The 12,321-nt window shown below is 40.4% G+C and carries 14 protein-coding genes and 2 pseudogenes; 7 read left to right on the top strand and 9 right to left on the bottom strand.

The features are described 5' to 3' along the window. Window positions 1-108: 108 nt before the first annotated feature. Both VB740_RS03780 and VB740_RS03775 read right to left on the bottom strand, forming a co-directional pair. Window positions 109-801 carry a hypothetical protein gene (locus tag VB740_RS03780; RefSeq protein WP_323198738.1) on the bottom strand — a complete coding sequence of 231 codons (693 nt, stop codon included), beginning with the start codon at window positions 799-801 and terminating at the stop codon, window positions 109-111. Between the two features lie 292 nt (window positions 802-1,093). Further along, window positions 1,094-1,546 (bottom strand): hypothetical protein, encoded by a 453-nt coding sequence (locus VB740_RS03775; RefSeq protein WP_323198737.1) that lies wholly within the window; start codon window positions 1,544-1,546, stop codon window positions 1,094-1,096. A gap of 203 nt (window positions 1,547-1,749) precedes the next feature. Here VB740_RS03775 and VB740_RS03770 point away from each other — a divergent pair, with 203 nt between their 5' ends. Then, a complete protein-coding gene (locus VB740_RS03770; RefSeq protein ID WP_323198736.1) occupies window positions 1,750-1,923 on the top strand; it encodes a type II toxin-antitoxin system HicA family toxin in 174 nt (57 codons plus the stop codon). 7 nt (window positions 1,924-1,930) lie between these two features. On the opposite strand, the gene VB740_RS03765 is transcribed toward VB740_RS03770, so the two are convergent. After that, the gene (locus VB740_RS03765) at window positions 1,931-2,434 is read right to left on the bottom strand and encodes a DUF29 domain-containing protein (protein WP_323198735.1); all 504 of its coding nucleotides are present in this window, start codon (window positions 2,432-2,434) and stop codon (window positions 1,931-1,933) included. Window positions 2,435-2,504: 70 nt separating this feature from the next. On the opposite strand from VB740_RS03765, the pseudogene VB740_RS36730 reads away from it, so the two are divergent. After that, a pseudogene (locus tag VB740_RS36730) lies at window positions 2,505-2,636 on the top strand (TRCF domain-containing protein); the annotation flags it as partial. Window positions 2,637-2,730: 94 nt separating this feature from the next. Here VB740_RS36730 and VB740_RS03755 read toward each other — a convergent pair. After that, window positions 2,731-3,255, bottom strand: coding sequence for a hypothetical protein (locus VB740_RS03755; RefSeq protein WP_323198734.1), 525 nt, complete (start codon window positions 3,253-3,255; stop codon window positions 2,731-2,733). Between the two features lie 192 nt (window positions 3,256-3,447). After that, window positions 3,448-5,211, bottom strand: coding sequence for a gamma-glutamyltransferase (ggt, locus tag VB740_RS03750; protein WP_323198733.1), 1,764 nt, complete (start codon window positions 5,209-5,211; stop codon window positions 3,448-3,450). 655 nt (window positions 5,212-5,866) lie between these two features. Between ggt and VB740_RS03745 the strand changes: the two genes are divergently transcribed. From VB740_RS03745 to VB740_RS03735, 3 genes and pseudogenes are all read left to right on the top strand, one after another. Further along, a complete protein-coding gene (locus tag VB740_RS03745) occupies window positions 5,867-6,130 on the top strand; it encodes a hypothetical protein (RefSeq protein ID WP_323198732.1) in 264 nt (87 codons plus the stop codon). Between the two features lie 93 nt (window positions 6,131-6,223). Beyond that, a complete protein-coding gene (locus tag VB740_RS03740) occupies window positions 6,224-7,576 on the top strand; it encodes a hypothetical protein (RefSeq protein ID WP_323198731.1) in 1,353 nt (450 codons plus the stop codon). Next, a pseudogene (locus VB740_RS03735) lies at window positions 7,563-7,709 on the top strand (toxin-antitoxin system HicB family antitoxin); the annotation flags it as partial. The gene VB740_RS03740 and the pseudogene VB740_RS03735, both read left to right, overlap by 14 nt. Window positions 7,710-7,746: 37 nt before the next feature. Here the strand turns inward: VB740_RS03735 and VB740_RS03730 are convergent. From VB740_RS03730 to VB740_RS03720, 3 genes are all read right to left on the bottom strand, one after another. Beyond that, window positions 7,747-8,178 carry an NUDIX hydrolase gene (locus VB740_RS03730; RefSeq protein WP_323198730.1) on the bottom strand — a complete coding sequence of 144 codons (432 nt, stop codon included), beginning with the start codon at window positions 8,176-8,178 and terminating at the stop codon, window positions 7,747-7,749. Window positions 8,179-8,186: 8 nt separating this feature from the next. Continuing rightward, entirely contained in the window at window positions 8,187-8,639 is a 453-nt protein-coding gene (locus VB740_RS03725; protein WP_190897349.1) for a DUF3531 family protein, read from the bottom strand. Window positions 8,640-8,727: 88 nt separating this feature from the next. Continuing rightward, window positions 8,728-9,684: a Sll0314/Alr1548 family TPR repeat-containing protein gene (locus VB740_RS03720; protein WP_323198729.1), complete on the bottom strand. Its 957-nt coding sequence runs from the start codon at window positions 9,682-9,684 to the stop codon at window positions 8,728-8,730. A gap of 427 nt (window positions 9,685-10,111) precedes the next feature. Between VB740_RS03720 and VB740_RS03715 the strand changes: the two genes are divergently transcribed. Further along, window positions 10,112-10,786, top strand: coding sequence for an energy-coupling factor ABC transporter ATP-binding protein (locus VB740_RS03715; RefSeq protein WP_323198728.1), 675 nt, complete (start codon window positions 10,112-10,114; stop codon window positions 10,784-10,786). 115 nt (window positions 10,787-10,901) lie between these two features. Then, on the top strand, window positions 10,902-11,636 hold the full coding sequence (rsmG, locus tag VB740_RS03710) for a 16S rRNA (guanine(527)-N(7))-methyltransferase RsmG (RefSeq protein WP_323198727.1): 735 nt from the start codon (window positions 10,902-10,904) through the stop codon (window positions 11,634-11,636). Window positions 11,637-11,740: 104 nt separating this feature from the next. On the opposite strand, the gene VB740_RS03705 is transcribed toward rsmG, so the two are convergent. Further along, window positions 11,741-12,277, bottom strand: coding sequence for a hypothetical protein (locus VB740_RS03705; protein ID WP_323198726.1), 537 nt, complete (start codon window positions 12,275-12,277; stop codon window positions 11,741-11,743). Window positions 12,278-12,321 lie beyond the last annotated feature (44 nt).

Below are 12,321 nucleotides of genomic sequence, written 5' to 3'. Positions count from 1 at the left end.
CACCAAAAAAATCATCACATACCTCTGTAATGATTTTTTTGGCGCAATTACATTTTGGAGTATGCACGTAGTTATTTTACCCAAGTTGCGGGTTATCGGATGTGTTTTTTAGCGACTAGATAGAAAAGTTGTCTCTCTTTGAGTAACAACAAAAAATTCTGTGCGCTCTTGAGTTAACAACAAACTTATTGCCATTACTAATTCAGAATAGCTTCCAGCAAGTGTACCTACTGCATAGGAAGGTATCGCGTTACCAATAAGGGAAACCAAGGTTCCTAGAAATAACCACGGCCATTTCAGCCTGAACCAAATACCGATGCCAATTAGTAAGACAAACAGATTAACTAAAATCGTGTTAATTGGCGGGCCGCTCAAGTTGGCAACATGATAGCGCAGGATTCCCGCAAACTCTATTGGAACTAGTTCCAGCCCTATATAGTGGGTGGCAACATCTATTGCTGTAAGCCCCAATGCAATTACCCAAGATAAAACCCGCACTACTCTATTAGCCCAACTAGCTCCGGCACGGTGAGCAATTTCAACACCAATCACAATAAATAGCGGTACAACTAAATAATGTAGTAAAAAGCGCAGCATACAGAGAGTTTTCAAAAGCTCTCCTTCACCAATCAGACTTCCTATTGAAAGAATAAGATTGTCATAGCTCATGCTCACTAGCACTATAGGCAACACTATCATTGCTAGACTAGTTGATTGCTGCCACAGACGAATTGCCCAGCCCACTAAAACCCATTCGATCAAGACAAAACTTAGATGTGTTAAGGGATAAATTATTGACATATAGCAGCGATCCGAATTTATTTATAAAATTATTGGCGTAGCAAGGCAATAGGCAATAGGCAATAGGCAATAGGCAATAGGCAATAGGCAATAGTTAAGAAGCTTCTTGGAGTTATAATGAATTTTTCAAAAATCGAATATGAGTCCTATAAGTAATAGATGAACATAGCAGAGTATATTCCAAGCACAAATATTTATTTCTGAACCTGATTCAGATAATTTGTGCCTGGAATAAAAGTTATAGCGATTTATTCACTAAACTTGTAGCTGTAATTATGGTTAGAACTAATGTCTAAAAATCATCCGATAAAACAACTGTTAGGTTGGTGTTCAGTTCTGGTGCAAAACCACTTCCTTCAGCTGCATAAGTAATCGCTCCTCCAGCTTTTAAAACAGCAGGGCCACCACAGGCTTTAATTAAATCAACACCGTCCTTCACTTTAATATCTTGACAACCAAATTGAAGTCCATTTGGGCTAGTAATTTTAATCTTATTAATTGTTCCAGTTTCACCAATTGGTAAAAAGAGTTTAGCAGAACGAATAACTGCCGTAGTTGGCAAAGGATTTGGTGTTGTTGTGTCGATACTGAACTTCCCTCCAGTAATTTGAGCTTTTTCTGTGATAATTAAGGTAGCAAGGGTGCTTGGTGCTGCAATTGCAGTTGTAGAAAAGCAAAAAATAAGAAATGATAGGGCAAATGCTAAAATCTTTGCTGGATTTATGAACATCTTCAATGAATTCATGATAATTCTCCTTGTTTGACTTTTAGAAATTCTCTGGATCTACGCTCAATAGTTTTATCTACTGATTTTTAGCTATTTATGCAAATTTTAGAAAAATCATTGGATTTATCTCAGTACGCTTGGGTTAAGGCTAAAAACTAAAACTGGCGTAAGTTGGTTGAGGCAATACTTCTTGGGCTTTGGGGAAAAGGGGAAGTAAGATTGTGGAACAAAAAGGTTGGGTTTTGCAAAGAATTACTGGCAGTCATCATATTTATGAAAACCTCGAAGTAGAAAAAATCCTGTCAATTCCTGTTCACCGCAATCAAGATTTGAAAGTTGGAACCTTGAAAGCCTTGATGAAAATAGCCCAGTTATCTGAAGAAAATTTACTTTAATTTCAAATTACTGCTCTGATTCATCTAGTAACTTGCTTGGTTCACCGGGGTAGAAATCATAGTCCACAATCTCTACCAAACTGTAAGGACACTCTACTGGAAAAGTCCGCTTGGGCAAATCTGTTTCTCCAACAGCCAATTCGACACCTTTAAGGTAAGCTTTGCGAAGTGCTTCTTCAAGGTAGGGCTTTAGGCTAGGATTTTCTTCGAGCAGTTCAGCAATATCTAAGCGTTGAATACGAAGTGTTGCTAACCAGCTACGGCTACGACGCCCTGACTGGTACTGCCATTTTAGTAAATGTCCAATTAACACACTCAGACGGTTTCGCAGTTCTTGACGTTGCTGTTTACCCAAAGATTGAATTTCCTCAATCAGATTTTGCAGATCAATCTGACTCCACTGCTCATTGCGAAGTAAAGTTACTTGTTCCTGTGTCCAAGCGTAAAAATCAGTTTCGTATAAGCTAGGTGAAAGCATTGGTATCTTTGGGTTTGTTTCAGGTACACCCATTAGGTTAGTTCAACCTCAACGTCTTTGCTTTTATTGTAGAACTGTCTCAAATACTAGTTCTGCTATTGAGAGCGATCGCTATAGTACTTTACCAGTCTCTGCAAATCAACTTTTGCGAGTCATGGAACTCAAACAGCTAGCAAAAAAACTCGGATTTAGCCGGATTAAACCAGAAAACAAGCAGCACGTCGTTTTAGAAACATTTCACAGAGAAGGCGTTCGATAAATTCAGCTTTTTGGCAATTTTTGCGTACGTAAATACTGACGATATATCGCACAGTAACAGATGTTGACCATCATCGGGACTTGCCCAATTTAAGTAATAAACCAACACTCAAGGCAGCTAAACTAGCAAATCCAACGGTAGGTTCTGGAATCGATTTTGCAACTACAAGTGGTTGAATTTCAGAAGAGGTAATATAGTTGGCAAGAAAAGGCTTGCCAATATAATTTAGATAAGGTAAACCAACAATATTAGCAGTATACTCATCTAAATTTTCAAAAGTTGAGAAAGCTAATTTAGAATTACTAGAGTTAAATCCAAAAGAACTTAAACTAGATACACCCAACCATTCTTCTTGAGGAACTTTGGAGTTACCAGAAAATATCAAATCAAATGTATTTAACTCACTTGTGTAAATCAACCCATCATTATTTTGATCCACACCAGAAAATGAACCAGATAAGATACCTCCCCGTTCCCAGCCTGATTGTGTAAAAGCGTAGTCCAGAGATGCAGCTTTTACTTGCTTAACTGAGCTTCCTAGCAAGCTGAAAATACTAAGAGTAGTTGTAAATGCTATTTTTGAGAACCATCTCATAGTTTTATGCCAGAGAATTGTTGAAGGAATTTTGATATTGAAAAAGACAAAGTACTTGCTCAAAACTAGCTATACTAATTGTTCTAATCAACTTAGTACAGCACAGCGTAAATAGATATATTATTCACAATCAGGGAAAAGTTGATAACACAAGCTTTTTGACTTTTGACTTCCGCCTTGCGGCACTAGCTTTTACTCACCCAAAGGCGCTCCTTCACGACGTGGGTCAGCACCACTAACTAGCCCCTGATTAGTTAGTACAATTCCGGTGGAACCACTGGTTAATTGGATAACGCTGACTGTATGACCCTTGGCTTCTAAAGCAGGTTTCAGGTTGGCAACATCTGTATCTGCTTCTAGTTCAGTTGGGCCATTACGACTACCAAAATTTGGCAAAGATAGCGATCGCTGAATGTCCAATCCCCAGTCTAGATGGCCTACTATTGCCTTAGCGACATAATTAATAATTTGCGCCCCACCAGCTGAACCAATTACCATTACTAGCTTGCCATTGCGATCAAAGACCATCATGGGAGCCATTGAGCTTCTAGGGCGTTTCTTGGCTTCTATGCGATTAGCAACAGGCTTTCCTTCTGATGTCGGCAAAAAAGAGAAATCTGTCAGTTGGTTGTTAAGTAAGAAGCCTCGTACCATTAATCTTGAGCCAAAGGCATCTTCAATGCTACTAGTCATTGAAATAGCGTTACCTGCCCCATCGACAATTGAAACATGAGTAGTAGATGGCAAATCCTTAGATTGATCTTTACCCCAGCGACTTGCTTGCTGTAACAATGGATTGCCTGCTTGGGCTTGACCGATTGAACGTTCAGGATTGATTTTCGCTGCCCGTAATTTTAGGTAGTTAGGGTTAATTAATTCTTTGACTGGTACTGGGACGAAATCTGTGTCAGCTATATATAAATTTCTGTCAGCATAGGCTAAACGTCCAGCTTCAGAAAATAAATGGACTGCTTCTAAAGAAGCTGGCTTTAAAGCTGGCAGATTAAATTGTTGAAGAATACCTAGAATTTGCAGTACGGTTAAACCACCAGAGCTTGGAGGCCCCATGCCGCAAACTTTGTAAATTCGATAAGTGCCACAAACTGGTTCTCGCAGTTTAGCTTGATATTGCACTAGATCAGTGGTGGTTAAGTCACCTGGTACAGCAGCTTGCCTCACCTTAGCTACTATGTCTTGAGCAATATTTCCTTGATAAAAGGCATTAGCGCCTCCTTTAGCAATCTGACGCAATACCTCTGCCAAAGGCTGATTGACCAATCTTGTACCAATTGGCTTAGGTGTACCATCGGGTTGATAGAAATAGCTCTTAGCTGGCTCGTTGCGAGATAGATATAGATCCTTACTTAGCAGAGTATACAAACGTGGTGAAAGTGGAAAACCTTGTTCAGAAAGTTGGATAGCTCCTTGAAACAGTTGAGACCAAGGTAACTTGCCATATTTTTTGTGTGCCAACTCTAGCATTCGTACCACCCCAGGCACACCTACAGATTTACCTCCGACAACAGCATCATAAAACTGTAAGGGTTTGCCATTGGCATCGAGAAAGCGATCTGGTTTAGCCGCAGCCGGTGCAGTTTCTCGACCATCATAAGTGAGCAACTTCTTCGTTTTGGCATCGTAGTAAACAAGGAAAGCACCACCACCAATACCTGAAGATTGTGGCTCTACCAACGTCAGTACCATTTGGACTGCAATAGCAGCATCTATAGCACTACCTCCACGACGTAGAACATCGCGTCCGGCTGCTGATGCTAGTGGATTTGCAGCTACTACCACATACTTATTTGTGCGAACAGCTTCACGCTCAACTCGACCACTCCCAGCCTCCGGTGGAGGAGGATTTTGGGCTTTGCCTATGATACCTGGCAAGAGGGTAGCACTGAGTGTGAGCGGAAGCAAACAACTACCTAAAGCAAACTTAGATGCTGTAGTCAACGCAACTCTCCGAATTTAAATATTTTATTTATCGTCAATGCTGAAATTACAAAAAACATCATCAAAACTCTAGCAATGTCGAGAGTCTTGCTTGTTGATTTCTTGCTTTAATTCACAAATTAGCTTACAAGACATCAACTTACAGCATATTAAGATGCTAGTCAACTATTTATCACTTTTAAAAATTTTGATTGTGTATGTATTGAAAACAAAGGGCTACCTTCTCTGCGAGACGCGAACAGTGGGCTACGCCAATGCCACTGGTACCAGATGTAAAGATATCTTTGCCACTAAGCTGTTCCACATCTTAAATTTGCAAATTTAAATTAGATAAACTCGTCTATCTACTGCTAAGAAAGTCAGTTTTAAAAAATCAACCTATTTAAGAAAATATAAAATCAGGAAACAGCTTAGAATTTGGTCATTCCAGAGTTTTTTATAAAATTAAACATACATCGGTTTTATCGTGCCGACTTACTTATGCCAGCCATTAGATACCTAACTCAATCGCAGAAATGAAAGTTTACAAAAAGCTATTTCAAAGAGTAGGTAAGGACGATACAGTTTATCTGTCAGGAGCAGGTGGGAATTATAGACCCAGCCCTTTGAGTATAGTTTAGTAGAATTAAAGGAAATACCAACCCAACTTTAATTCATGATAAAAACTATCGAAGGCATTTATCAGGATGGGCAAATTCATCTCACCCAGCTACCGCAAGATATTAGCGATCGCTCCCAAGTTCTCGTCACCTTTCTGGACACTGCGAAAATCGACCCTAGTAAATTACGCCAACTGATTGATCAGTTGGAGACAATTGCTGGTATTGGACAAGGTTTCGAGGAACTCAACGTGGGTAAAATTCGCCCAATTGAGGATTTTGTCCAAGAAATGCAACAAAAGTATGGCATTTCAGGTTGAGATTATTTTTCCAAAATTTAGCTAGCTTGAGAATTTTGGGAATACTAATCAAAGAACTCAATTATCTAAATTGCAGAAAGCTTGGAGGAGCTGATGAATCAATCATGGTATCCAGCACACACATTCAATGGTGACTCTAGTTGGTTCGGTGGTGTGCGCTCCCTATCCATAAATCCAAGCCGCCAAATTATTGGTTGTGGGAGCGATGACAATACAATTAGATTATGGGATCTCAATAATGGTCAACTTTTGAGCTATCCCTTTGAACATACAAAATCTGTTCGATCCATTACTTTTACTCCCAAAGGAAATGGTTTGATTAGCGGTGGCGATGATGCCACTATTAGAGTTTGGGATTTAAGAACATCTCAGGAATTATTAATTTTTAACACTCATTCTCAACCAGTGACGGCAGTTGCTGTGGTTCCAATTTATGACTTTGTTGTAAGTGGAAGTGATGACTATACAGTTAAAATTTTTAGTTTGAAAGAAAGGAAGGAGATTAAAACCCTTCGAGGACATTCAAATTACGTGCAGTCTGTTTCTGTGAGTCCTGATGGTTCATTGATTGCGAGTGGTGGTTGCGATCACAAAGTTAAGATTTGGAGAACCAACATACACGATGAGATTTTCTCATTTTCAACCCATTCAAAAGATGTACGTGTAGTTATATTGAGCCCTGATGGAAAAATTGTTGCAAGCAGTGATGATGACGGGGATATCATTCTGTGGGATATGCAAACTGGATTATCTAAATGCGCTATTCAGGGGCACTCAAGTAGTGTGCGTAGTCTAGGTTTCAGTTCTAATGGTCAGTTTCTCGTGAGCGGTGGTGATGATGGCTACATCAAGATTTGGAATCTGACAACAGGTACTCTAGATTCCTCTTTCTGTGCTCACTCAGCAGGAGTTAGCTCAGTCGCTTTTTGTTTTAATAATCAGGTAATTGTAAGTAGTAGCTGGGATAAAACAGTCAAACTTTGGGTTCTCGAAACCGCAATTCCTAAACCTTCAAAAATCGGTTTTTTTAAAGCACTTTTTGGCAAAAAGCAGCCTGAACCGGAGCTTGTTCCAGCTTTGCCAAATTTTATTCTCCAACAAGTTCAAGCAAATAGTAAAAAGCTAAACGAATCTATGTTTAGTTCCGTTGGTGCTAACTTTGAAACTGAGGCTTATAACTTTTGTTGGGAAACATCTCAGCCTCCAGTCAAAAATCCCCAGTTATGTTTGGAGGATTGGGAGCGATTCTTGAAAGACTGGAAACGCCAAGAAGAAGAACGCAAGAAAGAGCAACGCGCAAAAGATAGACTTCGCTTGCGAGAGCAACGTTTGAGATTAGAGAAACAGAAAGAAGAACGTCTCAACAGAGAGCAGCAGCTACAAGCAGATAAACTAAGACAAGAACAGCGGCAGCAAGAGGAAAAACTCAAATCCCTTACCAAGTAGTAACGATAGCTATAGCGGTAAACTACTAGTACGGATGCCGAAATCTTTACATCGACGTTTAGCTGAGACTTCTGAACGGGAAGGCGTTAGTCTCAACCAGTATATTGTGTCTTTGCTGAGTGCAGTAACATAATTAACAGCAAAGCAATCTTAGTAAACTTCCATATTCTTTATAAATAGTCAAAAAATACTTCAGGTACTAATCTGAATTCCCCGGATTTGAAGCGAGAGATATCCATCCATAATGCTCTATGTTTATGAGTTTGTGATTCTGAAAAAACTAAACTTTCCAGTTGATAAAATTTGGAATCAACAAAGTCACATTGATAAAGCTGAATAATTTCATGACCTTGCCTACCATTAAATATAAACAGGTTTTCTATACAACCTAAATATTTAATATTCGTTAAATCTGCCTGAATTTCTTCTTGAAACTCGCGTTCTAAGGCGGCGCGACTGGTTTCGCCAAAATCAACACCACCGCCTAAAGCCCGATAAAATGTTTCTTGCTTTACGGGATCGTAGCCTTCAGAAACAAATATGCGTTCGCCATTCCGAATTAGCCCCAAGGCTATTACCCGAATTTCGCCTGCTTTATTCATTTTTGTAACTAATTATCGTAAATAGACTGAGGACGACTTTCGCTATCCTCAATAGGCCAATCTGGATTTTCGCCACCGATGTATAATTCTTCAATGGTTACATATTCCTGACTTAGCTGGCTGAGGGCGTTGATTAAAATATCCAATGCGATCGCATCACTGGTTCCTAAGTCAAACCAACAACGTCCCCATTGGCCCTCATATTCAAACTCACCGATGTTGTGCATCAGTGCTAGCAGGCTTTTGTCATAGCCTTGTTCATCATAATTCATGTAGCTGATATCGAGTCCAGTGTCCTGCACCTGAAGATTCTCTGCATTAAATGCACCCAATTTACCTAAATAAAACCAGGAATTGAAGACTTCTTCTACATACTGCTTCTCACGCGCAGAAGGATTTGTGCTGAATTTCAGCCAAATCCACATATCAAAAGGATTAATTTCGCGGAACTGAATCTCCATTTTGGTCTAATATCTCAATTACTCTTCTGCAAATAAGCATATCAAAGTAGGGAGTGGGGAGTAGGGAGTAGGGAGTAGGGAATGGAGGTTAAGGATTCTTTAGGCTAGCAGCCCTGTTGCGTTCACCCTCAATTTGTTTGACTAAATCGCCGGGGAGTTGGGATTTTTTAGTCAATGCTTTGTCAAAATTAGCGATCGCTTCCTGGATCATCTGCTGGTTTTTTTCTTTTTGCCCCAGGTTTTTCAGGATTTGGGCTTTGAGATAATAAATTTCTGGATTATCTGATGTGGTTTTAATTGCCCGGTTGACATGCTCTAGTGCCTGTGGATACCGTTTTAAATCCCGGTAAGCAAGAGCAATACCCCGATCCACTAGATATTGAGGAGAAGCATTTTGTTCTAACCGTCCAATTGCCTGATCTGGGCTAGCAAAAGGCAAATTAACCGCCAACAGTAAATCCATATAACCTTTGATTAAATTTAGTTCTGGATCTTTGGCAGAAATTGCTTCGGCTTTGTCTAAATATTCATAAACTTGCCGCAACTTACTAAAAGCTTGCGGCACACCGTTGACAGTACCTTCACGGGTGAGAATTACTGCTCCCGCTAAAAAATGACCAACAGCAGTGTATAAATTACCACGCAATGGATCGCTAGAAATCAGTTTTTGTCCGGTTTCTAGAGTTTTTTGACTGTAGGTATCTAATTTAGCCCAATCCTTTTTTCCGTATGCTAAAGATGCCTTCATGGCATAAGCTAGAGGTTCATTTGGCTCTTTGGATAATGCTTGTTCTAGATAACGCTCTGCTGCTGGATAGTTGCCTTGTTGGAAAATCGCTTTGAAAGCTGCTTCTGTTTGATCGCCAATTTGATGAGGTTTGTTATTGCGAAACGGATCGCCAGCCAGGGAGGGATTTACCCAGAAATTAAGTGCGATCGCCCAAGGGGCAACGCCAAAGGCGATCGCAACGCCAAAAGCAGTCTGAGCAAAGGTAGTAAGTTTAGCAGACATTGCTAATCTAGGCGAAGAAAACCTTTTAGTCATTTTAACCCTCAGAATAATTGCGGTTGAAATAGTTGTATGTGTTACTTAGAATGCAAAAAATAGTTAATTTTTACACTGAGCGACTTGCCTTGACTAGTGCCGAGCGAAGCCGAGGTAAGCCGAGGTAGCGCAGTCGTAAAGCCTGCGGCATAGCTACACTTAGGGCGCAGCCTCTCGTAGAGAAAGGAGTCGAAGTGTTAACTTGCCTCTGCTTAAACCAAAATTTTCTATATAAAGGTTGACTTTGGTAGTTTTTTCATGTTCCCAGGCTGCTAATAGCCAAAGTTTTAAGGGTGAGTCTGCCACAATGGAAAAAAAGTGGATGATTCTTGCTGTTAAATTAAGGTGCTAATCCTTTCTTTGAATTTTCTAGATGCTCTCAGTGTAGCTAATCAGTAATTTGCTGAATTTTTGGTAATCTTAACAAATGCTCTATCTCCGAAATCTAAATTATCACCCCACAGCTTGCCCAACAGCGATTCTCAAATCGATCAACTTGGAATTAGCACCCCAGCAGCTAGGTCTGATTATTGGGCCGAGTGGTTCGGGAAAAAGTACCTTACTAGAAATTTTGTCGGGACTAGCCGAACCCACTACCGGCGCACTTTTCTGGCGGGAACAAGAACTTATAGCCGAACAGCTACAACAATTGGCTGGGTTGGTATTTCAGTTTCCAGAACGGCACTTTTGTGGTGGTTCGATTTTAGAAGAATTGCGTTTAGGACATCCTGAGTTAGGGTCAGAACGAGTCAGACATGCCCTAAGTGAGGTGGGATTAGAGCATTTATCGCTCTCCGCTGCCCCCCATGCTTTGAGTGGTGGTCAGCAAAGGCGTTTAGCTTTGGCGGTGCAATTGATTCGCCAGCCAAATTTATTGTTATTGGATGAACCCACAGCTGGGTTAGATTGGTCAATGCGTCGGCAACTGGTAAATTTATTAGCGAAACTGAAACAAGATTGGACGCTGTTAGTAGTGACACACGATGCTGGGGATATGTTAGCGATCGCAGACCGTTGCTGGACACTCAACCACGGTGAATTACAATCAGTAGACCCAAAGACATTAGAAGCCAAAGTTAAAGAACCTCTACCGACGGTGTGAGAGCAGGGGAGCAGGGGAGCAGGGGAGCAGGGGGGCAAGGGGACAAGGGGACAAAGAGACAAAGAGAAAAACTATGCCCCATGTCTCATACCAAATGACAAATGACAAATAACAAATGACAAACTTATTGCCTGAGATGGCAGAAATCTGGCAGAAAACTCTCAATTGGCAACCAACTCTTCAACAACAAGCGCAATTTCAAAAGCTTTATGAGTTAATCCTAGAAGGTAATCGCCAACTAAATTTAACTCGGATTGTTGATCCCCAAGAGTTTTGGGAAAAACATCTCTGGGATTCTCTGCGAGGAATTGCACCTCTGTTATCAGCAAATTTCTCGCCTGCTTCTCCTAGTATCATCGATATTGGTACAGGTGCGGGTTTTCCGGGTGTTCCCGTAGCAATTACTGTAACTAATTGCCCAATTACTCTTCTCGATTCCACTCGGAAAAAAATTACTTTTATCGACAATATATTAAGTGAACTTGCCCTTACCAATGCCAAAACTCTTGTTGGTAGGGCTGAAGAAATCGGTCAGCACCGCCAACATCGACTAGCTTATGATATTGCATTGATCCGTGCTGTAGGCGCAGTTTCTGTCTGTGCAGAATATACTCTACCACTGCTCAAACAGGGAGGTTTAGCTATAATTTATCGTGGTAATTGGACAGAGGAAGAAACCACAGCTTTGCAAAATGCTGTTAACCAGCTAGGTGGTGTGATTGAATTAATTGAAGAATTTACTACTCCTCTAAGTAATAGCATCCGTCATTGCCTTTATGTACGTAAGGTAACAAACACACCAGCTAATTTTCCCCGTCCTATAGGTGTACCTTCTCAAAAACCTTTGTAAGGAGGAGTGCGAAAATATGTGTAGACTGTTTGCCAATTTTCACTAATAGGCGACATCGACAATGCCGCCTTTATCCTTATCCTTATTGAGTTAATGAACTTATCCTATCTAGCAGTGACAAGCTGACCTGTAAAGAAGAATGAACCTCCATTTTGTCCATTACCTTGTAGTGGATTTCCTTGTAGAGCAAACAAACGAAGCTCAATTGTCCCTTCTACTGTTTGAGTTCTTGGATTAAAAGTCGCTCTATAATCATTTCTTGCAATACCGCTACCGCCCTTGTTTGAAAGACTAAAGTTGAGTGCCCGACCTGTAATCGCCTTCTTTCCATTACACGCCCAAGTACCCTGAGAAGTGGTAAAAGGATCAAACTGACCCGTAACACCACCTTGGTTTGAGTCACTAGTAATCAAGTTGCCTTCTTCAGTAAGAGTGATCAGCGCACGTGAAGCAAACTTTCCACTAGCATCTTTAATTGTCATAAGGTATGTACCAGCGACAAATTTTCTACAAACTGACAGATCAGAATTGGTATCAATTACAGAGTCAGCCTTTACTTTTTGAATGTTCCAGATATCCAAAATGCTGACTGTAGAAAGTACACCAATTGTCAATCCAAGCAAAATTTTACGAATTTTCATGAGAAACAGTAGTAAAGAATTTATCGAACTCTACCTAAAACATA

Source organism: Nostoc sp. UHCC 0251, assembly GCF_034932245.1.
GTDB lineage: Bacteria > Cyanobacteriota > Cyanobacteriia > Cyanobacteriales > Nostocaceae > Nostoc.
This window is presented reverse-complemented; position numbering and strand designations above follow the sequence as displayed.

Bases quoted from the DNA above. Each gene is read 5' to 3' on its own strand.
- VB740_RS03780 (WP_323198738.1), bottom strand. From the start codon at position 801: ATGTCAATAATTTATCCCTTAACACATCTAAGTTTTGTCTTGATCGAA.
- VB740_RS03775 (WP_323198737.1), bottom strand. From the start codon at position 1,546: ATGAATTCATTGAAGATGTTCATAAATCCAGCAAAGATTTTAGCATTT.
- VB740_RS03765 (WP_323198735.1), bottom strand. From the start codon at position 2,434: ATGGGTGTACCTGAAACAAACCCAAAGATACCAATGCTTTCACCTAGC.
- VB740_RS03755 (WP_323198734.1), bottom strand. From the start codon at position 3,255: ATGAGATGGTTCTCAAAAATAGCATTTACAACTACTCTTAGTATTTTC.
- VB740_RS03745 (WP_323198732.1), top strand. From the start codon at position 5,867: ATGATAAAAACTATCGAAGGCATTTATCAGGATGGGCAAATTCATCTC.
- VB740_RS03740 (WP_323198731.1), top strand. From the start codon at position 6,224: ATGAATCAATCATGGTATCCAGCACACACATTCAATGGTGACTCTAGT.
- VB740_RS03730 (WP_323198730.1), bottom strand. From the start codon at position 8,178: ATGAATAAAGCAGGCGAAATTCGGGTAATAGCCTTGGGGCTAATTCGG.
- VB740_RS03725 (WP_190897349.1), bottom strand. From the start codon at position 8,639: ATGGAGATTCAGTTCCGCGAAATTAATCCTTTTGATATGTGGATTTGG.
- VB740_RS03720 (WP_323198729.1), bottom strand. From the start codon at position 9,684: ATGACTAAAAGGTTTTCTTCGCCTAGATTAGCAATGTCTGCTAAACTT.
- VB740_RS03715 (WP_323198728.1), top strand. From the start codon at position 10,112: ATGCTCTATCTCCGAAATCTAAATTATCACCCCACAGCTTGCCCAACA.
- rsmG (WP_323198727.1), top strand. From the start codon at position 10,902: ATGACAAACTTATTGCCTGAGATGGCAGAAATCTGGCAGAAAACTCTC.
- VB740_RS03705 (WP_323198726.1), bottom strand. From the start codon at position 12,277: ATGAAAATTCGTAAAATTTTGCTTGGATTGACAATTGGTGTACTTTCT.